The following is a 23143-nucleotide window of genomic DNA, read 5'->3' as shown; positions in this document are numbered from 1 at the left end:
CTTGGCATTAATTTTTTTAGCAGCCCGAAAATCTTTTTCAACATGGACGATATCCTTCGCTTACTCTGACGTTGAATATTTCTCTAATCGTTGCATGAGTGAGGGTTCCCACTCTGAAACACTTGCTGAACCCGCCTGACGATACAAGGTCTGATATTGCTCTTCGGCCATGGCTGAAAAACCATGTTCATTGAGCAAATCAGCAGACATCATCCGCCAATAAAATTTATCCCGGGGTTCGACCGCCTTTTCAAGGCCGCCATTAATCATGGAAAGAGCGACAGCAATTCCGGCTTCTTTTGCCAAAGTAAATGCTTCCTTACGTTTTTCCTGCCAGCTTCCGACCACCGAAGCCTGCGTGGTCGCCTGCTCCTGCTCTCCCAGCCATACATTTACTTCTTCTGAAACAAACGGTTGCCCGCCTTTAAACTTCAGCTCTTTTAACTTGGGTAAACGCTCAAGAAAATAAGTCGTTTCTTCCCGGATCGCCCGACACCACTCTTTCTTATCCAAAGATTGGGCAATTTGATAGCTCATCATCTGCCCCTCAAACCAATAAGGCGCCATCGTCAGACTCTGTTCGATCTTGCGCCATAAGGACAAATCAGGGCTACGCATCAGATCTTGGTAGTCTTTGATGCGATCTTGCTGCATCGGCCGCAGCATGGTTTCTCCGTCCGGATTATGGTCAGGCTCAGAGAGAATGCCGGACCACACCGCATGACGACGCAAACGAATTGCCAGCCCGATGCCTTGTTCCTGTTCAGCAAGAAACTCAGACACTTTCAACAAGGTCTGTCTGGCTGCTTTATCACTGGAACTGTCAACTGATAAAGGACTGCTGGTTGTTGCGGTGTCCTGCTGCGGTTGTGACTTCGGCTTCTGTGCTTTCTGTTCGGCACGCTGGCGCTCTTCAGCCAAGCGCATTTTCGAGCGAATGGTGTTTAAGAGTCCGGAAAAGTCCTCCGTTACCAATCCTTTGGTTTCCACCGCCTGATTGAGACTCTCCAACGCACTTTCCAGATCACTCATTAACTCGCCGGAAAAACGGTTGAAATCCTGTTTGTCGATGGCAATGCCAAAACGCTGGATGATCTGTCCAAAAAATTTACGCCGTGGTAATGCGCCTCGCGGACCCGGTGCCGGATAACTCTCTTCCCAGAACAGGGAGATAAAATCAGCCCAGATAAACAGAGACAAATTAAACCGCGCCGGTGTCACTTGATGATGCAAACACTGTAAGAGATAAACCAACAGTTTGATATCTTTTGATTTTTCTTTAAGTAGTTTTAAAACGCTGTGCTCAACTTCATCCCATTGCACACTGGCATGGGACAGCGAACCGACTTTCATCATCTGATCTTCGACAAAATCAAATAGTGAATCGTCGATCAACCGTTCACCGACAGGGTTCTCTCCCTCAATCGGTGTGGTAATGCACGGGCGATATTCAGATAATTCCATAATTTCAGCTACCAATCACAACGTGTTCTTAACGGCTTGAGTGCTTCGCTTAAACCCGAGGTATCGAAAGTCAGACCATCAACCACCTTTGAATTAGAACGCAACACCGTGTTGTCTTGCCCGGCCATAATTTTCATCAGACTAATTGCCGGCATACCGCGTCCCGAGGAAAGTAACAAGCCTGCATCATCACTACGCCAGTATTGTGTTTCCCGCTGGATCGTGACTTTGGCTCTTGCATCAGGGATTTCGCTCGGTAGTGCCAGTTCAACCCGGCTGATCCGGTGAATACAGCTCATCATTAACACCGGCTTTTGATCATCTGCGAATCGTGATGCTGGATTTGCTGCCAATAGGATCAACCAAGCATCATCCCCTTGTTCGGTCAGATGCATCATTTTGCCGTCACCAAGTTTCGCCAATGAATCCATCGCATGTAGCCACGACTCCGATGCCCCGACCGTCTGCTCTTTGACTGGCGTCAGATGCAACGGCGTTTCAAACACCCGATCAAAACAACGTAATCTTTCCAGACGCTCCGAGACACTGCGACACTGACTTGCCTGTTCGACCAACTGCTCCGGTTTGGATAACGTCTCCGGTTTCGGCATTTGGGGATCGGTTGCCGCAATGGCTGCAACCGCGGGAAATAACATCAGTGTCGCCAAGCTCATGACTGAGCGAGAAATTCCTAATTTCATGGCGCTTTAATCTCCAGTTTCTGGCATTTGTAAGCCAGTGTCCGTTTGGGAATCCCCAAGCTTTCTGCCGCTTTGGCACGGTCACCGGAAAACAATCGCAGACGTTCTCTGATGATTTTTGATTCAAAATCCTGGATCGCCTGTTTGAGATCTTTAATCACAGTGCACGACTCCGGCTCTTCAACCTGAAACAGGTTGACCTCTTCACGAGGCAGAATCCGATGAATAAAACTACTCACCTGAACTTCATGGCCGTCTTGTGTTTGTGCACATCCAAACTCGATTAAATGCTTCAGCTCACGCACATTACCGTTGAAACTGTGCTGCTTCAGGCAATCAATCGCTTTATAGTTCAACCCGCGAATCTGAGTCCCGTGCGAGTCGTTAAATAACTGAACAAAATGCTGACTCAATAATGCGATGTCATCGATTCGCTCAGTCAGACACGGCACCGTAATCGGATATTGAAACAGCCGGTAATAGAGATCTTGTCGAAACGCTTTCTGGCGAACTTGGCTCAATAGATTGACGTGCGTTGCAGAAACCAACCGAAAATCGGAGGTCAGCTCTTCTTTACCGCCAACCGGACGAAATGTCCGCGTCTCAAGTACCCGTAACAGCTTGGCTTGCAGAACCAAAGGCATATCACCGATTTCATCGAGAAATAAGGTGCCGCCATTGGCCTGTGCGATCAGCCCTTGCTTATCGGCTTCAGCGCCGGAAAAAGCCCCTTTGCTATAGCCGAATAACTCACTCTCCAGTAAGTTTTCCGGAATCGCCGCACAGTTAATCGCAATAAACGGCTGATTTGCCCGTTCAGACAGATCATGCACCGCCTGAGCCACCAGCTCTTTTCCTGTCCCGGTATCACCCTGAATCATGACCGATAACTGAGAGCCGGCTGCACTGACAATCTGCTCTCTGAGTTTGACCATCGGTGTACTTTGTCCGACCAGTGTCCGGGACAATGAGTCAGTCAGACGTTGCTGTTCACGGGCACGCTCAACATCGAATAGTGATTCGCGTAGATCGCGCTGATGCTGCTCTTCACGTTCGATATCGGTCAACAAAGCCCACTGTTGGCTGAATACATCCACATAACGACGAAAATCGTCATCAGCAAATATCTGGTGAAGATGTTCCGTCTCACCAATCAGGAATAACAGTGTCTTGACAACATCCTGATTCAGTGGCAGCGGCACGATGCGGACAACATCAAACATACCGACCGATTCAGTCAACTGAACAAAGGCTCGATCAGACTGCCAGAAAACCAAACTCTCTAATGACAAGGCCATCGGTTTTGAGGACTGGAGAACATGGGCGAACGGACAATCAAAATCAGTCACCGACCAAACCATCTCCAGATCGGACCGATGGGGGACTAATGTCCGCCCATCGGCACTGGGTACAAGCAATAAGCAAGTATCAAGATTCAACTCACGTGAAACCGTGTCGATAAAAAGCGTCGCAAGTTGTTGCGGCTTTCTGATACCGACGAGATCGGTCGCGTAAGTTAACCAGCGGTTCATCGTTATTCAACCTCACCGATGAATTCACCATCAACCGCAGCCAGATAGACGCGATTAATCGGTTCACGCTGCGCAAGTTTGTTCAGCAATGCCAGCGAAACCGGTGGTAACAGTTGTCCTTCGATAATCGCTTCCAGCATCCGCGCGCCATTTTCAGAACGGGTCGCCCGCGTCAGGATTTCCTCAATCAGTGAGTCGGCAATCTCAACTTCTGCGGCATAACGCTCTTGGAACAGTTTTTCCAAGCGTGTCAGTTTCGCCTGAACGATTTCAGCCAAGACTTCTTTCTTCAGCGGTAAGTAAGGAATCACTTCCATCCGGGCCAGCAATGCTGGTTTAAAGAAGTCAGCCAGTTCAGGATACAACCGATCAGCAATAATTTTCGGTTCGTCAGCATAATCAACGATGGTCTGATAACCGAGATTCGATGTCAGGAAGAACACCACGTTCTTACAATCGATCACCCGCCCTTCACCGTCGGCAAGCTCACCTTTATCAAACGCCTGATAGAAAATATTCAGCACTTCAGGATGGGCTTTTTCAACTTCATCCAGCAGCACGACCGAATAAGGCATTTTGCGGATCGCTTCGGTCAAAACACCACCTTCACCGTAACCGACATAGCCCGGAGGTGAGCCGATCAGACGTGAAACGGTATGTTTCTCCTGATATTCAGACATGTTGATCGTGGTCAGGAATTGTTGTCCGCCATACAGTTGTTCTGCCAGCTGAATAACAGTTTCTGTTTTACCGACACCACTTGGCCCTACCAACAGGAACGCACCTTTCGGACGACCGGGGCGACGTAAGTCAGCACGGGCAGTCAGCAGATGACGGTGAACCCGTTCAATAGCCGTATCCTGACCTTTGATGGTTTCGCCTAAAATCGATGTCAGATGAGTAATTTTGTGCAATTCATCGGTGTTCATCTGATCGACAGGAACCCCGGTCCAGTCTGCAATGACTTCAGCGATCTGGTCAGCATCCACTTGTGGGTAAATCAGACGCTCACGATGTGGGATCGCTTCAAGCTCAGCATACTTCTCTTTCAGCTCGCTTTTCAGCGCTGCCATCAGTTCTTGCGGAGACTGTTCTTGCGGAGATTGCTCTTGCGAAGACTGCTCTTCGGACACATCCTGCCCTTCCGCCAACTCATCTAAAACTTCAAATGGAGCGGCTTCAACCGATTGGGCGGCTTCTTCAGCATGCTGAAACGACATTGCGATCAGCTGTGAACGGAGTTCAATAATTGACTCAACCAGCGCTTTCTGGCTTTCCCAGCTTTCAAGCAGTGTTAATTTTTCTGCCTCGTCCTGATCTTCCTGAGCACGCAGCTCATCGAGACGTTTGACATCATTTTCACTGCCGAGGAACTGGGCTCTTTCCAACATATCGATTTCGAGCTGACGCTGGTAGCAATTGGTTTCCAATTGCGCGAGACGCTTCGGTGGCGTAGTCAGGTGAATCGCAATACGGGCACAAGCGGTATCTAACACATCAATCGCTTTATCCGGAAGCTGACGGCCTGAAATATAGCGAGCCGAGAGTTCTGCCGCTGCTTTCAACGCTTCATCGGTGATCAACACATGGTGTGCTTTCTCATACACACTATTGAGACCACGCAGGATATCAACGGCTTGGTTGATACTCGGCTCTTCCAGCTTAACCAGCTGGAAACGACGGGTCAGCGCCGGATCTTTTTCAAAGTATTTTTTGTACTCTTTCCAAGTCGTCGCTGCGACCGTACTCAACTCACCACGCGCCAGTGCAGGTTTGAGCAAGTTCGCCGCATCAGCGCCGCCTTCTTGATTACCCGCACCGATCAAGGTATGCGCTTCGTCGATAAACAGAATAATTGGTGTCGGAGACGATTTGATCGCATCAATCACGCCTTTAAGACGTTTCTCGAATTCACCTTTTACCGATGCACCCGCCTGAAGCAGACCTAAATCGAGCGCCATGATATCAACATTTTTCAGTTGGTCAGGCACGTTGCCCGCTTCGATACGCAGTGCAAGGCCTTCAATCATGGCACTTTTACCCACCCCGGCATCACCGACTACAATCGGATTGTTCTTGCGGCGACGACAGAGAATATCAATCATCAGATTGATTTCATTTTCACGGCATAAAACGGGATCAAGCTCGCCACGACGCGCTTGTTCACTAATATTCGAGCAATATTTCTGTAATGGTGTCGTTGCTTCCGTCAGCGGTGATTTTGCACCGCGTTTCTCAGCTGTTTTTTCGACAGCCGTTTCTGAAGAATCAGCCACAACCGCAGCGAAGTTTTTCTTCAGTGTTTCACGGTTGATACTTTCTAATAGCGAAATCAAACGCACGGGCAAATAGCGGTCTACGCGAGTTAACGCAGCCAAAAAGATCGCACCGGAGCGTAGCTCTTGTTGGTCTAGCTCAGTGGTAGACAATAACCAGGCTTCCTGAAGCAATTCCACCAGCAATGGCGAAAAAGCAGGATAGGTGTCCAGTGCATGTTCACGGGTGTACGAGCTGGCAATCGCCTGTTTGACACTTTCAAAATCGATGTTGGCCTGCTTGAGGATGACTCGAATATCCGAAAGTGGATTTTCCAGCAGAACATCGAGATAGTGTTCTAATGTCACTTCAGGATGTTGGCGTTCGATACATAAAGAAGCTGCCTGCTCAAGCGCCAGCTTACTTTGTTGGTTTAACTTTGAAATAAGAGTGGGTAATTCAATTCGGATCACAGCGATCACCTAGCCTAAAAAATTAATTAAGAAGTTGACTTAACTGGTTCACAACGTCAGCAGATTTCTCGTGCAATAACCATGTGTAACCCAGAAAGATCCCGCTCCACAGCAGGAAGAATCCAAGAAAAACTGACCAAACCGGTAGTTGGCGATTCAGACGGTACTTGGCATCGACGATATGTTGATTCGCTTGGTTGAGCGGTTGAATCTTTTTCTCTTCAAGCGCGGCCAGCATATCGTATAAATGACTGATCACTCTTTCGCGCTCGTTGTGACCATTTTCCATCACGCGATACTTGCCTTCGAAGCCAAGGATCAGACAGTGATAAATAAACTCCAGCAGCAGCTTATAGCGTTGTGGTTCACCTTCGAGACGCGCAAGAATGGTGTAGACCTTTTCGCCACCCCAGGTTTCATTATGAAAACGGGAAAGCATCGAATGTGATGCCCAGATACTGGACGATCCCCATTCAGTGCCCATCACGGCTTCATCGAGAAACGTACACAAGATGTATCGATAAGCCATCAATACGGCATTATCAAAACCTTTCTCGGTCAGTTCGATTTCGATCGCTTTGATCTCTTCAACCGTTTGATGATAGATCTGTTCGATATTCGGACAACTGGTCATGCTCCGGACCCGGAGTGACAGACCAAATAACGGGGTCGCCGCATCAATCAGGACATTGGAATTATCACCCCGCAACTGGAACCAATAGTCTTGATCCCGGTTAATATTTTCCACATTATCAAACAGTAGGTTGTCAATGTGTTCACCCGTATTCTGCACCACCATTAACTCCTTATCGCCCAGAATTGTAAGTCAAGGTCTTCAAATGCCGCTGCCACATGGAAAGCGAAGCCGCTGGCCTGTCTGATCATTGACCAAGCTGCACTGGATTTATCAAGCTGATAATAGGTATAACCCGCATGGTAAGGGAGCTGACGAGGCGCAACAGGCAGCGGCGTCAGTGGGATACCCGGCAGTTGGAGAGAAATCAGTTCTCTGATCTTCTCGACGGAAGCGACTTTTGTCTGCTGAACAAACACACGACGCAACTCGTCCAGTGGCATTCTCGCTTTGACCGCAATAATAAAGTCGGCATCTTCCATGAGGTTGGTGTCATGGATTGGCGCCACCATGAGGCCGTATTTCCGTTTATCCAGCTGGATAGACACAGCACGCGGTTCAAGCACCACACTCAGACTTTGTCTCATGTGACGAATCAACGTCATAAAACAGTCCGTCGGCATGTCATGGTTATAAACCGGAATGGCTGGCGGCAGACGACTTTCATCAGTAAACGTTGCCAGTTCACCACAGATCGAAGCCAGACATTCAAACAATCGTTCCGGATGAAGTGTCCGGAGCTTGGATAAATGCTCAATCAGCGGCTGTAAACGGTTCAGCGCCTGTAACAGCATGAAGTCAGATACATCCGCAACAGCGCCCTGACCGGGAGAGCTGATCCGTTCAGCAATACTTTTGGCCCGTTCATTCATCAGCCCGGCGATTTCAGTCACCACCCGATGCAACGTCACGTTGACAGACGAATTGAGATGACACGGGATAAATTCAGGATCCAGCACCAGACTGCCGTCCGGACGTTTTTCCAGAATCCGGGCAATCGCAAATGATGCATAGGAACTGCGATCTTCTTTCTCCAGCATCAGATGCATGCGAACCGGAGAGACATCAATCGTCGTGGTGTCGCCTTGTCGGCTCTGGACATCGCGGACATCCATCCGGCGGCTTTCATAACGCCCGGTACCCCGCTCTTCCGGCCAACTGACTTCGAGCAACGATTCGGTCCGCAGTGGCAATGCCAGATAGACCAGTTGCCCGGCCAATGAGGCGTCTTCAATTTCCAGCGGTTCAGGGAGCGAATCTTCCTGCGGCACGTTAAAGACTGTACCGTCAGGCATGACGCCCGATAAACGTTCAATTGCAATCCGGCCGAATGCCAGATATTCCGGATTTAATGCCAGCTCAGAGATGCCGTACAGATAGCCACTGACAGAATTCATCCGTGCATCAACATAGTATTCTGTATATCGTTGTTGTTGTTGGAAATGCTGAGGTTTGATAAACAATCCTTCGTTCCAGATAACACGGTTACGTGCAAACATCTCGATTATTCCACTTTTTCTAATTTAACATCGTAGTCTTTGAACAGCATCAGCAGGTGATACTCCCGGCCTTTATTCAGGACTTTGACCGCTTTCTTCCATTCACTCAGTTCCGGTTCGGCAAAATGCGCCATGACACCGATATAATGCGTTTCCGGAGCAACTTTGAATGCATTGACAAACTTAAACTGGCCAGGCATTAGCATGTAGTCGTAATCTCTGACGAAATTACTGCGCAGTGCTTTTTTATAGTTGGCTTTGATCGTGTCATAGTCAGCTGACATGAACATAGAATCATCTTCCAATTCAAAGACCTGTACTTCCACCGGTGATGCTTCGCCCCAGATATTGGGGTTTACACCAGCATCCGTCACCATACTGAATGTCACTGTTGTCGGAGCTTCTGCCGGATTATATTCATCCGCCGGGGTGCTACTGCTACTACTGCTGCACGCAGTAAGCATTAGCAAAGCGAATAAAACACAAGCAAACTTTTTCACAATCAGAACTCCAGTTGCTTCTCACGGATTTTCTTGTCGTAAGCCTGTTCGAAAATTTCCCAAAACAGCTTTTCAAACCCTTTTTGACGGTTAGACGTCAGTTCTTGGTAGTAGCTGCTATACATATTCCAAGCCCATGCTTCCTCGGAGTCGCTGCGTTGCTCATTCGGACGCTTATAATTGTTAAAGCGACGGAGGAGGACCTGTGGTGAAAACGCTGCCAGAATCTGACTCAGTGCTTCTGTCGTCGCATACTGAACCGCTTCGTTGTGATCTTGAATGCTTTTTAAACTTTCAGTAATAGCTGCCGGTGCCGACAAATGAACCAGACTCTTTTGCGAATCGTACATGGTTTTCATGGTCTCTTCATAAGACAGACCCAGTCGCAGCGGATTATCTTCAATGGGCTGAAGATTGCGATTCATCATATCGAAACGACCATGATTTACCTGCTTGTGCAGATCCAGGAGTCCTTTGACACATGCCTGCAGCGACAAGCCCAGTTCTTCGGAAAGGAAGTGCATTTTTTCCATATCATGGCTATCGGTCAGATCTACACCCAGACCATCCAGCATCGGACCGGTCAGCAGATGTTTCCCATGATGATTTGTGCCAACAGACTGTTCTGATGTCGATGACATGCTTTTTGCGACTTCTTCTTCGAGTAGATCGAGTACGTTCTCATCCATCCCATAGCCCTCTGATTCGTTGTTCACTGATTGATAATCGACTGATCCATGACTCACAGATCGGTTGTGCACAGATTGATTGTCTGTCGCATTGGTGTGGTTACTGTGCGTATTGACAGGCGCTGCCTGCTGTACGTCTGGTTTGGGCTTTCTGCCCAACTTTAACGCCCCGAATCTGAAGATTTTCTTCAGACTAATCGACGCGGTCATATCGTATTCACCGTTCTCTTGCTGCGTTTCCTGCAACGGGCGCTGGTAATATTCTTCAGCCGCAAGCAAAGGTTGTTCTTGGGTTTCATCTTCTGGCCGAACTTCATCGTCATCACCATCAATCAACACATAACTGTCATCTTTGTTCTGCGGAGAGAGTTCATCCAATGCCATTAATGGGTCAGTCACACTGTGATCGACTTCATCGCTACGGTTTAAAGTCGCGGCTTCACCGTCATCGTCAGCTAAAAGACTATGACGATCATCATCAAATAACTGCTCCAACACATTGCTGGAAGCCATATCATCGTCACCGGTGTTACCTAAATGGACACGGAGTGTGTACGGACCAACTTGAATTTCATCTTTGTTTTCCAATCGGGCTAACTTGTTGCGACCCAACGCCATCGATGAACCGTTCACGTAGGTTTCACCGCAGTTATCACGCACACAAAAAGCACCGTCAACGACCAAAATTTCACAATGATTCGGGTAAATCGCCCCATTCTTATCCGTCAGATGCCAAAAACTATCTGTTGCCGTTCCGATTGTTCCACCCGCAGGCGTCCAAGACGTCCGAGAGATCAAACCGGACTCCAACACCTGAACATTGGTGACAATTATGTTGAGGGAAGGCTGTTTACTCTGAATCATCACTATTGCCTCACCTGAATTAACACGTTTTTCTCACGCTCACCGGAGCCAAGAAACGAATACCACCCTAAGGCCACACTATCCTGAGAGTTCAATCGAAGTACGGGGACTTCTTTCTCATCCATAGAGAGCTCCAAGTCATAAGCCATCTGCTCGCGCAGAACGAATTCCACCAACTTACACAGGGGTTGGAATTCCTTACCGATCGGCAGAAAGTCTGCAAACCGCTGGCGTGAAAGCCCTTTAATACAAATCACAAATTTACCGTTGCAATCCATCACCGACTCACCGATGACGGTATTCATCCCCAAGTTGCCATTTTGCTGACCCAGACTGAATTGCTGCGACGGATCGATCATCACTCTGCGCTTTTCCCACTGCCGGATGCTGACATCTTCCAAATCAAAGCAGTGGGCAATAATCCCGGCAACAACTTGCGGGGAACGACTTCGTCCGGCCAGTACACCGGCGTAAGCCAGCATCTTGCACCAGTTGATCGGCGTATCACCTCTTAAATCAGGATCAGCCAGTCCGACCAAAGCGAATAATTGTTGTGAAAACAGATCCTGCGCATCATCCTGAAAACGCACGTAATAACGATATTTACGCCAGATTCGATAGACCAAGTTGATCAGGCGGTTATTGAAAAAATCCAGAAAAGGACGTTTGAATCCGCCCGGGTCTTCTGTCACCAGCTGCTCAAGAATGAAGCCCGGCAACGGAGACTGCGATCCGGTCAAACCAAAAAAATTGGTTTGTAAAATCAAATGCTCGTCATCGAACTGGGTCAAATCCGTCACGTCAGCAGGCGAAAACCCCAAACTGGGATTCGCACTAAATACCAAGCGACAAACTCTTTCCCAATCTTCATCTTCCGGATTCGAGCGCTGAAGTTTTTGTAACAATTCCACCAACTGGAAGAAATTGTACGACCTCACCTTATCCGGTATTGGTATGAGCGCTTGCTTTTCTTGAGCTGAATCTATATCAGCGGCTGCATCCCTGTCCGGGTTCCCCATGTGTATTTCTCGTTATTACTGACGTTGACCAATATCAGTTCATGAAATGAATTGATGTTGGCATACAAAGCAAAAAAGTGGCTCAGCACCCGACCGAACAGATAAAGATCACCTTCTGAGCCAAAACAGCTCTGATCAATATGAATCTCGGATTGCAGACCACGTACAGGAAGCCCTCTTAATAATTTATCTATGGGCTTCGATTCTATTTTGATAATGCCTTCCAGACGCTTTTTCGCCACACGCTCGGCCTGACGGTCAACCAGAGCCCGGAAATCATAAGTTCTGAGTACACTGCTCAGTGCATCTTTCGAAAGCAGCGACAAGTAATTGAGGGATAGATTTGAAATTAACCCCCACAACAAGCTGCCATCCAAAACCGGACGCAACGGCTGAGTCGGTGCAATAATATTTTTGAACGTCACATAGTCGGGCGAGGTGTCCGTTGATTGACAGATATCCCCGACTCCCAGTTCAATCGGTAATAATCGGTTGGTACAGGTCAGTTGAATCGAGATCGCTTCATCGACATTGACCGATAACGTTTCATCCCCGCGGATAAACGAAATAAAAGTATCGAAGCCATCATTACGCTGACTATCTTTGACCCGTGAACGATAGTAGAGCACTTCACGCTGTCTGGCTCTTTCCACCTGATGCTGAAAGCTTTCAAATGGATGATAAACGCGTTTTTCACCGCGAATCCGTTGACTATCCTGCGTTTTATCCTGCCAGCCGAATACACCATCAATACTGAACACTTCATAGTGTGACGGATAACGACTCGACGGAATCACGCGGTATTCTGACTGCTTACCGGTCAAGTCAATCGGATCAGCATCATGCTCGAACAGGTTAATAATCGGCACGCAGTAGAGTTGGAAACTACTCTGATTAATCCGCACATCAGTCGGCAATGTTTTTGAAAAATGAATGCGAAGCGTCATTTTGCCGCGCACGGATTTCGGCAGCACTTTATCCAGTGCACCAATATCAAAGAAATGGAAAGCTTCCGGAAATGACAGATACTCTTGCAGAATCCGATACCCTTCATACACATTCTTCGGATAAGGCAGCAGTGAGTCTTCACCGGAAAAACCAACCGACTGAAGTGCATCCCGCGGGATACTGAATTCAGTCCCATTGACGTCGATCACCATTTTATCCAGATGATGATGGAGCCACAGGTAAAGCATTTGCGCACTATACTTCTCGCCACCGAGATAAAAGCGCAGACTGTCAACCAGCGCTTCTCCGACGGACATCTCGCCTTTCATCGCCAGATTGATATCAACGGTACTCGATTCCCGGGTATGATGTGAGGTAATATCCTCAATCACCAACGGGAAAACCGCAACATCACGACAGGTTCGGAAATGGCACACCGTGCCCAAAACTTTCTCTGAACTATCAAGTTGGATACCAGCGCGGACAATCTGCTTCTCACTGACTTTCGATTCCGGCTCAAACGCAACAATACTCATGCTAGGAACAGGCCGAAGGTAATTCGGCCATAACATGTTAATAATCGAATGCGTCAGCTCAGGAAATTCATCTTCAACTTTTTCACGCAAACGTGCTGTCAGGAATGCAAAACCTTCCAGTAGACGTTCGACATCCGGGTCGGTCACCTGACCGTGAAGAAAACGAGAAAGCTGGGGATGGATTTCAGTGAAACGCTTCCCCTGCTCTTTCAAAAATGAAAGTTCTTCTCGAAAGTACTTATCCTGTGCCATGTATCAATACACTCGATATTGACGATTTTGATCCAATAACAGATTCAGTTTTACCGTTTCATGAACAGCACTACTATTCACTTCGGCAGTGATCCGAAATCTCAATGATAATGGGTTCAAATCGTCTCTTTCTGACGTCACCACAATCTCTTTCAATCGTGGCTCATATTTTCTCAAACAGTCCTTAATCGCCATGCGGATTCTGACAGCCAGATCAAGTGTTTCCAGTGTTGCGTCGTTAAAATCAACGAGCCCCAGCTCGGGTGCGCTCTGCGCTTCTCCCAGCCGAGTATTCAGAACATTGGAAACGTTCCGCTTGATCGAATTAAGCACATCGTTTGCATCTGGGCCCTGAGTCAAAGACCGGGGTCTTTCGCCGGCTTCTAAGCGTTCAAAGAAGCCGACGCCAAATGCAACCTCTTCAGGCGCAATGTAAGACATATTACTGATCTAAACGGCCAACGAGTGACAGTTCGAAGTTCGCACCCATGTACTTGAAGTGTGGGCGAACTGCCAGCGATACCTGATACCAGCCTGGGTTACCATCCACATCAGACACTTCAATGCGTGCAGCACGAAGTGGACGACGGCTACGAACGTCTGCCGGTGGGTTTTCCTGATCAGCAACATACTGCTTGATCCAACCATTCAGTTCACGCTCAAGGTCTTGTCTCTCTTTCCATGAACCAATCTGTTCGCGTTGCAATACTTTGATGTAGTGCGCCAAACGGTTGATAATCATCATGTAAGGGAGCTGAGTACCCAGCTTGTAGTTGGTTTCTGCTTCTTTACCTTCTTTCGTATTCGGGAAGATTTTTGGCTTCTGAATCGAGTTGGCAGAGAAGAACGCTGCGTTGTCGCTGCCTTTACGCATCGTCAGTGCAATGAAACCTTCTTCGGCAAGTTCAAACTCTTTACGGTCAGTGATCAGCACTTCCGTTGGAATCTTCGCTTGCAAGGCACCCATGGTTTCAAAAACGTGGACTGGCAGATCTTCAACCGCACCACCACTTTGAGGACCGATGATGTTCGGACACCATCTGTATTTTGCAAAGCTGTCAGTCAGACGAGTTGCAAATGCAAAGGCAGTGTTACCCCACAGATAATGTTCGTGAGATTCACGGACACTTTCCTGGTAGTTAAACGTTTTGATTGGGTTTTCGATTGGATCGTAAGGTACGCGCAACAAGAAACGTGGTGCAGTCAGACCCAGATAGCGTGCATCTTCAGACTCACGTAGCGAACGCCACTTGGTATATTTTGGACTTTCGAAGATCGATTTTACATCTTTGATATTAGGAAGTTCTTCAAAAGAGTCGATACCAAAGAATTCGGGACCTACACTCGAAATGAACGGTGCATGAGCCATTGCGCCAAGCGCACCCATGTATTGCAGCAGTTTCATATCCGGTGTGGACGGTGTAAACGCATAGTTACCGATCATCGCACCTGTTGGTTCACCACCAAACTGGCCATAACCTGAAGAATACACCTGCTTATACAGGCCTGATTGAGAGATTTCTGGTGCAAACTCAAAATCTTCCAACAGTTCTTCTTTGGTAACATGGATGATATCAACTTTGTTGTTTTCCCTGAAATCGGTACGGTCGATGAACAGCTTCAGTCCACGCCATGCTGATTCCATTTGCTGGAATTTTTCATGGTGAAGGATCTCATCCATTTGCGCACTGATTTTTTTATCCAGTTCAACCAGCATTTGGTCAACAAGCGATTTGTTAACCGGCTCTGATTCTTGGCTTGAACCAATCAGGTTTTCGATAAACGCGGCAACACCTTTTTTCGCGATATCATAACCTTCTTCATTCGGTGCAAGGCGTGTTTGCGCCATAATCTCATCTAACAGGCTGAGTTCACCAGCCTGGGGGCTTTCTAGTACCGTTTCTTCTGTAGCAGACATTAATCAAGTTCCTATGACAATAAGTTAAAAAACACCAAAAGTATTGCGTCTATCGTTACTCTTGAGGTTCTTTCTCTTCAGACCCGCCGACAATATCCAGTTCAGCAAGGAGCTTTTCACGAGACTCTTCAGATGCAATCAGTGCTTGTAAGCGCTCTCTGAATGCAGGGATATTTCCTAAAGGACCTTTTAAAGCAACCAAGGCTTCACGAAGTTCAATCAGTTTATTCAATTCCGGAACCTGAGCCGCAACTGAATCCGGAGCAAAATCTTGCAGTGACTTGAAGCTGAGTTCGACTGGTAATTCAGCATCAGGGTCATCACTTAATTTATTTTTCACAGTTGCGCTGATTGAGAGGTTACTCTCACGCATCACTGACTCGAAGTTGTTCTTATCAACTGAAACAGATTGGCGATCCTCAACTGGCGTTTCTTCCGTATGACCTTTGAAATCACCAATCACTAATGTTTTGAGTGGTAATTCAATTTCGGCCTGTTGATCCCCTGTCGCAGGAACATATTTAATATTAATGCGCTCTTTCGGAGCGACACTTCCTTCTTTAGACATATCAAGTCTCCAATACCTATGCCAATAGTCGTTGCTTGCGTATATTCATTTCACCAGCAAAATGGTATCTGAGCAGAAATAATATTCTGACTCAGACATGAGAACACGAATAACATTCGCATCAATTAAATAAATGAAAAAATTCACTTATTTAATAATGTTTTCAAATCGATAATATTACACTTGGAATTCAACCAATTATTTAATTCCCTTATTTTGTTTAGGGGAATTAAATAAAAACACTGTGCCTTATTTATAAATCCCAATAAGTGTCGTGATTATAAAAGGTTACCTTTTCTTTATAAGTGTCTGTAATGCTTTGAGCACGCTCAATATCCGGGGGCGTCATCTCATTAGTAATATCAACAAAAAATTGTTCCATTGATTTATGCAAGCTTGTCAGGCGATCACTACCGGCATAATCCAAGTAAAGTTCAGAGTAAGCACGAGCTTTAATCAAGTCTTCATCCACAAACTGATAAGATGATGCTTCTCCTGCATATATCTTCGCGACAACAGCCAGAGATGTCAGGTCACCGGCATCCAGTGCCCGCTGACGCCATTCAAAAGCTTTCTTAAAATCACCGCGGCCTTCATATAGTTCAACACACGCTTTCATTGCCGGGATAAAATTATGCTCCGCTGCATGACGGTAGTTGGTATAGATCCCAGTAGAAAATCTTGTTTTCGTATATAGCTGATTAATATCATCGAGTGATCTTCTGGAATTATCCATCCACGCCAGTGGATAACTGTAATCCATCGCTCGTTGTAAATAATATTTAGACTGATCCGGGTCAGTTTTTTCATAATAAAGCGACAAATAATAGGCTGCTTTTGCCGGTTGTGTCGCTGCGAGTCTGACCAAACCATCGTGGTAGCGTTTCTGCCATGATTGTCGAATCGCGGTACGTAACCAAGTACCATGTCGGTACAGGTAGTCCATCGCGTGTAGATTACCTAGATTTGCCGACTGCTCAACATACTCTCTGACAAGCCGTGGTGTGCGGATAGTCGGGTTATATTCCGACAGCTCTATCGCATATAAATAAGCAGCATCCGCATCACCTTTATCGGCAGCATATTTCAGATAACGTCGCGCTTCTTCATTTTTAAATTGTGCACGCAGCAAACGTCCTTTCTCATACGCCTGATCAGCGGTCAGAAAATTAATATCATAATCATACTTTTGCTGATCCGATTCCGGCATCTGAATCGAGACAGGATTTGGCTCTTCACCACTCACCACGGCCGATTCGACAGTGACAGCAGGTGCAACTTCATCTGCCATGACAATGTTGCCATAAGAACCGAACACAAAAGCACTGAGCAAAAATGCCTTATTTTTAGCCGATATTAACACTGCTACCACCTTGTAAAGCGCCACCACAACTAATCGGGTCACCAGCACGGGCTGCTGGCTTGCCATCAACCATTACCGTTCCTGAACCTGCTGCAATAGAGCGTCCATGAGGTGGATGTTTCGGCTTATCATGTGGCGCAAGAGGATCACCTTGCCGGGCAGCAGGAATACCATCATATTTAACGGTTCCTGACCCTGCGGTGACAGGAGTAGGAGGAAAGCCATCATGATCAGAACCTGTATTACCAACGACGATTCCGTTTCCCATATTATGCCTCTGTTGTTAGCTGATAAAAGTGTAAATCAATGCAAAATCGGTCGAACAATTACCAGATTTTGCCGGCAACCACTTAGAATCTATCTATTTTATTTATTCTTGCCGGTTATTTTTTATTCAACCGGGCAATATCTTGCCTAGCTCAAGCAATATATTGCCTAATTGGTGAAATAATTTTCTCTTATATTGACAAAATAATCTAGTGCAGGATATCTAAAAACATTTTTATTATTTAATAATTTTCCATTTACCGCAGAAGATCACAAAACACCCCAAGACCACATGTCAAACAGATTACATTTATGATAAGCACCAATAATTTGCACAAAATTTTCACAAAAAATTTTTCATTTTGATAAAAAAAATGTATAATTTTCTGTTTTTCTATAAAAACGCTAAGACTTTTATTGAATCAGAAAAATAAAATAAGTCATTCCACACATAATAAGATCATAAAAATATGATGTTGATTCCATTTTTAATACAAGTTGAATGAATCAAACATTTATTTCACTCATATAAAAATATACAACATCCATATTTTCATGTGTGATATTGGGGATTTTTAATCACCAATATATTTGAAATGCTCAAATTATATTCACTCAATCTATGAACTGGTCATATCAGTCTTATTGACATAGAAAAATAAATAGCACCACGTATGAAAATTGGGGAACGGGTGGATCAATCAGTCAAGCTTATCAATCCACGGGAGGATTAAGGATTGGAAGTCTCACTTAGAACTCTCGATTGATTTGTTTCAGAATCGCAGTCAGCGCATATTTGGCTTCCGAATCCAAATTTTTGGTCAGTTCTTCAGAAAGAGAGAGATGCAACTGATTATGCTGCCGAAAAATCTGCTGCCCGGATTCGGTCAGGTCAACGAGGATAGAACGGCGATCCGCTTCGTGGAAATGCCGGGCAACAAGTCCCAGTTTGACCAGTTTATCGACCTGAACGGTTAAGGTTCCTGTCGTGATCCCGAGTCGATTTGCCAGATCTTTCATTTTCATTGCGCCGTGGCTGCCCAACACTTCCAGCGTATGTATTTGTGCCAGCGAATAGCCTGTTCCTTTTACAACCGAAAGTTCCCAAGATGACATCTTGTCATAGAACTCCGTCAGAAGATTATTCAGCTCGTTCAGCGATGACATTCTTACCTCACATGCGGTCAGCATCAAAATCAAACATGATTTATTTCAATCGTCAGATGGTGAATTCTATCAAACTCTTCCAATTGACGTTTGAAAAAATTTGGACTGTTCCCATCACGCGCATTCAGGCATATCGATGCAGCAAAATGATCAGCACTGACTCGCCAGATATGCATATCCGTGACATCAGCATTGAGCGACTCCAGCTTCTGCAACACTTTCGCTTCATAGTCATGATCAATACTTTCATCTAATAAAACGGGGGCGGTCTGTTTCATTAAGCGGATCGCCCAGCGGGTAATCACAACTGCACCGACAATTCCCATGACCGGATCCAACCAAACCCATCCTAAAAACTTACCAATCAGCAATGCAGCAATCGCAAGTATGGAAGTCAATGCGTCCGCCAGAACATGCATATATGCCGCGTTAAGATTGTGATCATGGTGGTGGTGGTGGTCGTGGTCGTGGTCGTGGTCGTGGTCGTGGTCGTGGTCGTGGTCGTGGTCGTGGTCGTGGTCGTGGTCGTGGTCGTGGTCGTGGTCGTGTAACAGAAAAACACTGACAACATTGACCAACAAGCCAATAAAAGCGACCACCATCGCTTCGGTAAAATGGATTTGAACCGGGTCAATAAAACGATACAGTGATTCAAACAACATCACGATTGCGACTAATCCCAACCCAACAGCGCTGGAATAACCGCCAAGCACACTCACTTTCCCGGTCCCATAGCTGTATTTGCGACTTGCTTTATGCTGACGGGCATAACGATAAGTGAACAGTGTGATACAAAAAGCGGCCGCATGTGTTCCCATATGCCATCCATCAGCCAGTAATGCCATCGAACCATAAACGCTCCCGGCCATAATTTCTATCAGCATCGTGACAGCGGTTAACAGTAAAACATAAAACGTTTTCCGCTCATTGTTGGGATTAAAACGAGAAAATACATCGATATAAGAACACTGTGGGGCATGCATAATATACCTTGATAATCAAAATTTATTTAATTTATAATATTTGATTATCAAATAAATTACCAAATCTATTTTAATTAAGTCCTCTTACCTCTCGAAATAAGTAATAATGTGCTTGTTTTCATATCGCAATCTTATCCATACTGTTTATATTGTTTTTTATGCATCCTGTTTATAATATTTCGGCTATTTACTCATGATAAAAACAAATCAAACTGAACAGATATGCACCAATTATTTCAGACTTTTCCGGAATCCTAACAGGCGGAGTGGCTTTATGTTCAATCTATCTTGGCGAAATGCCTCAAAAAAACAATCCCTACATCACGAACCCCCAGTGAAGGTTAAAGCAATCACAAGCCATGGGATTGGTGTTAATCAATTAAAAGAAATGAGCTTCCATGACAGTGCGACCATGCTTGTTCTTGCCTATGTGTCACCACATCTTTCTTTCGAAGCAATTTCAAGAAAATTAAAAGAGGCAATGCCTTTTGCAAAACATGTGGTCTCGATCATGAGTGCGGGAGAGCTAGGGGGACGGGATAACAAAGGACTCTATCATGCAACGCCGGAAAGCTGGGATAACATTGTCATCCAAAGCTTCAGTGAGCAGGCATTTCAAGCGATTTCTATCGCTCAGGTCCCACTTCATTGTGAAGATATCAAAAGTGGTCAAATCAAGCTCAGCCGTCAAAACCGGATCGCACGTATTCAGGATGAAATCAAAAAAGTTAACCTTGATTTTCCCGTCAACTATCTCGATACCGTTGCACTGACATTCTTCGATGGTCTGTCTTCTTCTGAAAATTTCTTTGTGCAAGCCCTTTACCAGTCTGACTGTTTCCCCTGTTACTTCATTGGCAGTTCAGCCGGTGGCAAACTGGATTTCGGTCAGGCCGATGTCGCCTTAGACGGAAAAATCCTGACCAACAAAGTCTGTCTGGTATTCGTGAAACTGGCACCGGCAGTTCGATATGGCATATTAAAAACACACAACTTTGAAGTAACTTCAACCCACTTTACGATTGCCGAAACAAACGCCGCCACACGCACCGTGAAAACATTCCTTGATGAAGGGAGTATGACACTCCAATCACCACTATCGATGTTATGCCGACATTTTGGTTGTCCCCCATCCAAACTTGAATCGATGCTCGAACAATATAGTTTCGGGGTCAAAATTGGTCATGAAACGTATATTCGCTCAATTGCCAATATTAACTATGAAGACGAAACCATTAATTTCTTCTGTGATTTTTCATTCGGTGACAAATTATATCTGATGAAGGCAAAAGATTTCTCAGGCTCGATCCAGCGCGATTATGCAACATTTCAGCGCGGTAAACCGCGAGAACCGATTGCGATGCTTGCGAACGACTGTATTCTGCGTCGCTTACATAACGGCTCATCGCTCTCTGCCGTACATAATTTCGATCATATCCCTGCGGTTGCCGGATTCAGTACATTCGGTGAATTTTTGGGACTGCATCAAAATGAAACCCTGACAGCGCTTTATCTATATCAGGTTCATGATGGGGAATCGTTTCACGATGAATACACAGATAACTTCCCTATTTACTACAGTCACTTCAAAGCTTATTTCTTACAGAATGAATTGCATAGTTTGAAGAAAGTCGCCTCGCTGCAACAGACAACCATCCGCGACTTGTTCCGCTATAAGGAATTATTGGGACGGATGCTCCAAAGCTTACAGAACGTTGCATCCTATGCCAGAGATACGTCAGATGTACTTCAAAAGGTTCAGACTCAGTTTGCCGGACTATCGAGTGAAGTCAAAAGACAAACCGAGCATAGTCAGGAACTCCAGCAGTATGTTGAAACCTTAAAAACCAATTCAAACAAGATTCAGGATATTCTGGACGTCATTGATGGTATTGCAGAGAGAACCAATTTACTGGCACTGAATGCCGCGATTGAGGCAGCCCGGGCCGGAGAACAGGGTCGAGGATTTGCCGTCGTTGCCGATGAAGTGAGAAATCTATCCAAAAATACCCAGGAAAGTCTCAGTTCTACCGGAGAGACGGTGAACAATCTTTATTCTTCAATCGACGCAATCAAAGATGTCATTGAAACAACCGTGGCACTGATGGAGCATGTCAATAACTCTTCACTCGGCCTGCATGAAGAAATGGGCAAGATGTTAACCCTGTCCAGCGAAGCGTCTTCCAGCATTGAAGAAAGCATCAATGATATCAATGAAGTTCAGTCTGAACTGGCACAAATTGATCAGAACGTTCTGACCATCACACGATTAACCGAATCTCAGGCTCAGTGATTCGGGTGTGTGACACCATTTCTCCTTATTACAGAGAAATGGTGTCTGCCTCATCAACCCGGGAAAAATATCATTCCCCCACCCGAAGGAATTCGGTAAAATCGCGCTTTGTGCATGAAAATGACCGATTGAGAAACATTGAGGGAATAGATGGCGACCATCATTGATGTCTGTAAAGCAGCCGGCGTATCAAAAGCAACCGTCTCCCGCGTGATCAACGGCAGCTCGCAGGTCAAAGAGAAAACCCGGGCACGCGTCCTTGATGCGATGAAATCATTGGGATATCAACCAAACGTTTTAGCCCAAGCATTGGCGACCAACACCTCAAACACCATCGGATTAATTCTTCCTCACTTTGACAGCTATTACTTCGGTTCAATCTTAAAACAAACCGCACAAACGCTCCAAAAATCCCAAAAAAAGCTGTTTGTCATGGAAAGTCATAACAGTGAAGCCGGAGAAATTGAAGCGATGAATACACTCGCGCTGCAGCGTTGTGATGCCATCATCATCTATAGTCGTTATCTCAGCGAAACCCAGTTGATCCATTATCAAGAGCAGACACAGAGACCCTTGGTTGTATTGAACCGCAGTCTATCGACACAGCAACTGGTCAGCTTCAGTTTTGATCAATACCAGCTCGGAGTACTTGCTGTAGAACATCTGCTGAAACTCGGCCATCGCAACATTGCCTGTCTGACCACTCCGTTGAACAATCAAACCGGTCAGCTTCGATTACAGGCTTATCGCGATCAACTCACCCACAATAATATTCCGGTGAATGAGGCCTTGATCGTCGAAGGGAAAAGTACCCATATCTGGGGATATACCGCCGTCATGCAGTTGTTGGATCAAGGGCAGGCATTCAGTGCTATCTTTTCTTGTAATGACGACATGGCACTCGGAGCAATCCGGGCGTTATATGAACGAGGGCTTTCTGTTCCTCAGGATATTTCAGTGATTGGTATCGATAATGAGCCGGCGGCATTTTATGCGATCCCAAGCCTGTCTACAGTCTCTCTTCCGATCGAGCAATTAACCATCGATGCGACGAATCTGGCGATTAACATGGCCAATAAGATAACCAGTGCCCCGCAGCATTTTGAATATTTCGGCTCACTGGAACTTCGCGAATCAACACACCCTCTCTCATAATCCGCCATTTGTGGCCGGTAATCAGTATCCCGCCGTCCTGTCTGGCGCAGGCGCACTAGCTG

Annotated in this window: 19 protein-coding genes; 2 read left to right on the top strand and 17 right to left on the bottom strand. The window is 46.0% G+C overall.

Going from position 1 to position 23143, the window contains the following annotated elements; genetic code table 11:
• Window positions 1–60: 60 nt before the first annotated feature.
• From tssA to dmeF, 17 genes are all read right to left on the bottom strand, one after another.
• Window positions 61–1464, bottom strand: coding sequence for a type VI secretion system protein TssA (gene tssA, locus VRK_RS15370; RefSeq protein ID WP_059122178.1), 1404 nt, complete (start codon window positions 1462–1464; stop codon window positions 61–63).
• 8 nt (window positions 1465–1472) lie between these two features.
• Entirely contained in the window at window positions 1473–2165 is a 693-nt protein-coding gene (vasI, locus tag VRK_RS15365) for a type VI secretion system-associated protein VasI (RefSeq protein ID WP_231735789.1), read from the bottom strand.
• Entirely contained in the window at window positions 2162–3697 is a 1536-nt protein-coding gene (locus VRK_RS15360) for a sigma-54 interaction domain-containing protein (protein ID WP_059122177.1), read from the bottom strand. The genes vasI and VRK_RS15360 overlap by 4 nt, the downstream gene beginning before the upstream one ends.
• Before the next feature lie 2 nt (window positions 3698–3699).
• The gene (gene tssH / locus VRK_RS15355; RefSeq protein ID WP_059122176.1) at window positions 3700–6426 is read right to left on the bottom strand and encodes a type VI secretion system ATPase TssH; all 2727 of its coding nucleotides are present in this window, start codon (window positions 6424–6426) and stop codon (window positions 3700–3702) included.
• A 22-nt stretch (window positions 6427–6448) separates the two neighbouring features.
• The gene (gene icmH, locus VRK_RS15350) at window positions 6449–7225 is read right to left on the bottom strand and encodes a type IVB secretion system protein IcmH/DotU (RefSeq protein ID WP_059122175.1); all 777 of its coding nucleotides are present in this window, start codon (window positions 7223–7225) and stop codon (window positions 6449–6451) included.
• Window positions 7225–8559, bottom strand: coding sequence for a type VI secretion system baseplate subunit TssK (gene tssK / locus VRK_RS15345; protein ID WP_059122174.1), 1335 nt, complete (start codon window positions 8557–8559; stop codon window positions 7225–7227). The genes icmH and tssK overlap by 1 nt, the downstream gene beginning before the upstream one ends.
• Before the next feature lie 5 nt (window positions 8560–8564).
• A complete protein-coding gene (gene tssJ / locus VRK_RS15340) occupies window positions 8565–9065 on the bottom strand; it encodes a type VI secretion system lipoprotein TssJ (protein WP_443083482.1) in 501 nt (166 codons plus the stop codon).
• Window positions 9062–10612 carry a type VI secretion system-associated FHA domain protein TagH gene (tagH, locus tag VRK_RS15335; RefSeq protein WP_059122173.1) on the bottom strand — a complete coding sequence of 517 codons (1551 nt, stop codon included), beginning with the start codon at window positions 10610–10612 and terminating at the stop codon, window positions 9062–9064. Before tagH ends, tssJ begins: the two co-directional genes overlap by 4 nt.
• A gap of 2 nt (window positions 10613–10614) precedes the next feature.
• Window positions 10615–11631 (bottom strand): type VI secretion system baseplate subunit TssG, encoded by a 1017-nt coding sequence (gene tssG / locus VRK_RS15330; protein ID WP_059122172.1) that lies wholly within the window; start codon window positions 11629–11631, stop codon window positions 10615–10617.
• Window positions 11595–13367, bottom strand: a complete 1773-nt coding sequence (tssF, locus tag VRK_RS15325; protein ID WP_059122171.1) for a type VI secretion system baseplate subunit TssF — start codon at window positions 13365–13367, stop codon at window positions 11595–11597. Before tssF ends, tssG begins: the two co-directional genes overlap by 37 nt.
• A 3-nt stretch (window positions 13368–13370) precedes the next feature.
• Window positions 13371–13808, bottom strand: a complete 438-nt coding sequence (gene tssE, locus VRK_RS15320) for a type VI secretion system baseplate subunit TssE (protein ID WP_059122170.1) — start codon at window positions 13806–13808, stop codon at window positions 13371–13373.
• A 1-nt stretch (window position 13809) separates the two neighbouring features.
• Window positions 13810–15285: a type VI secretion system contractile sheath large subunit gene (gene tssC, locus VRK_RS15315; RefSeq protein ID WP_059122169.1), complete on the bottom strand. Its 1476-nt coding sequence runs from the start codon at window positions 15283–15285 to the stop codon at window positions 13810–13812.
• 55 nt (window positions 15286–15340) lie between these two features.
• Window positions 15341–15853: a type VI secretion system contractile sheath small subunit gene (tssB, locus tag VRK_RS15310; protein ID WP_038184371.1), complete on the bottom strand. Its 513-nt coding sequence runs from the start codon at window positions 15851–15853 to the stop codon at window positions 15341–15343.
• 253 nt (window positions 15854–16106) lie between these two features.
• Window positions 16107–17216 carry an SEL1-like repeat protein gene (locus VRK_RS15305; RefSeq protein WP_059122168.1) on the bottom strand — a complete coding sequence of 370 codons (1110 nt, stop codon included), beginning with the start codon at window positions 17214–17216 and terminating at the stop codon, window positions 16107–16109.
• On the bottom strand, window positions 17200–17484 hold the full coding sequence (locus tag VRK_RS15300) for a type VI secretion system PAAR protein (protein WP_038184374.1): 285 nt from the start codon (window positions 17482–17484) through the stop codon (window positions 17200–17202). The genes VRK_RS15305 and VRK_RS15300 overlap by 17 nt, the downstream gene beginning before the upstream one ends.
• Before the next feature lie 749 nt (window positions 17485–18233).
• Window positions 18234–18650, bottom strand: a complete 417-nt coding sequence (locus tag VRK_RS15295) for a MarR family winged helix-turn-helix transcriptional regulator (RefSeq protein WP_059122167.1) — start codon at window positions 18648–18650, stop codon at window positions 18234–18236.
• A 29-nt stretch (window positions 18651–18679) separates the two neighbouring features.
• On the bottom strand, window positions 18680–19633 hold the full coding sequence (gene dmeF / locus VRK_RS15290; RefSeq protein ID WP_059122166.1) for a CDF family Co(II)/Ni(II) efflux transporter DmeF: 954 nt from the start codon (window positions 19631–19633) through the stop codon (window positions 18680–18682).
• A gap of 334 nt (window positions 19634–19967) precedes the next feature.
• Here dmeF and VRK_RS15285 point away from each other — a divergent pair, with 334 nt between their 5' ends.
• The gene (locus VRK_RS15285) at window positions 19968–21926 is read left to right on the top strand and encodes a methyl-accepting chemotaxis protein (RefSeq protein WP_197413125.1); all 1959 of its coding nucleotides are present in this window, start codon (window positions 19968–19970) and stop codon (window positions 21924–21926) included.
• Window positions 21927–22076: 150 nt separating this feature from the next.
• Window positions 22077–23081: a LacI family DNA-binding transcriptional regulator gene (locus VRK_RS15280; RefSeq protein ID WP_059122164.1), complete on the top strand. Its 1005-nt coding sequence runs from the start codon at window positions 22077–22079 to the stop codon at window positions 23079–23081.
• Window positions 23082–23143 lie beyond the last annotated feature (62 nt).

The organism is Vibrio sp. MEBiC08052, assembly GCF_001506075.1.
In the GTDB taxonomy this organism is placed as follows: Bacteria; Pseudomonadota; Gammaproteobacteria; order Enterobacterales; family Vibrionaceae; genus Vibrio.
The sequence above is the reverse complement of the archived record's forward strand: the minus strand, read 5'-3'. Positions and strand labels throughout refer to the sequence as shown.

Bases quoted from the DNA above. Each gene is read 5' to 3' on its own strand.
- tssA (WP_059122178.1), bottom strand. From the start codon at position 1,464: ATGGAATTATCTGAATATCGCCCGTGCATTACCACACCGATTGAGGGA.
- vasI (WP_231735789.1), bottom strand. From the start codon at position 2,165: ATGAAATTAGGAATTTCTCGCTCAGTCATGAGCTTGGCGACACTGATG.
- VRK_RS15360 (WP_059122177.1), bottom strand. From the start codon at position 3,697: ATGAACCGCTGGTTAACTTACGCGACCGATCTCGTCGGTATCAGAAAG.
- icmH (WP_059122175.1), bottom strand. From the start codon at position 7,225: ATGGTGGTGCAGAATACGGGTGAACACATTGACAACCTACTGTTTGAT.
- tssK (WP_059122174.1), bottom strand. From the start codon at position 8,559: ATGTTTGCACGTAACCGTGTTATCTGGAACGAAGGATTGTTTATCAAA.
- tagH (WP_059122173.1), bottom strand. From the start codon at position 10,612: ATGATTCAGAGTAAACAGCCTTCCCTCAACATAATTGTCACCAATGTT.
- tssG (WP_059122172.1), bottom strand. From the start codon at position 11,631: ATGGGGAACCCGGACAGGGATGCAGCCGCTGATATAGATTCAGCTCAA.
- tssF (WP_059122171.1), bottom strand. From the start codon at position 13,367: ATGGCACAGGATAAGTACTTTCGAGAAGAACTTTCATTTTTGAAAGAG.
- tssE (WP_059122170.1), bottom strand. From the start codon at position 13,808: ATGTCTTACATTGCGCCTGAAGAGGTTGCATTTGGCGTCGGCTTCTTT.
- tssC (WP_059122169.1), bottom strand. From the start codon at position 15,285: ATGTCTGCTACAGAAGAAACGGTACTAGAAAGCCCCCAGGCTGGTGAA.
- tssB (WP_038184371.1), bottom strand. From the start codon at position 15,853: ATGTCTAAAGAAGGAAGTGTCGCTCCGAAAGAGCGCATTAATATTAAA.
- VRK_RS15300 (WP_038184374.1), bottom strand. From the start codon at position 17,484: ATGGGAAACGGAATCGTCGTTGGTAATACAGGTTCTGATCATGATGGC.
- VRK_RS15295 (WP_059122167.1), bottom strand. From the start codon at position 18,650: ATGTCATCGCTGAACGAGCTGAATAATCTTCTGACGGAGTTCTATGAC.
- dmeF (WP_059122166.1), bottom strand. From the start codon at position 19,633: ATGCATGCCCCACAGTGTTCTTATATCGATGTATTTTCTCGTTTTAAT.
- VRK_RS15280 (WP_059122164.1), top strand. From the start codon at position 22,077: ATGGCGACCATCATTGATGTCTGTAAAGCAGCCGGCGTATCAAAAGCA.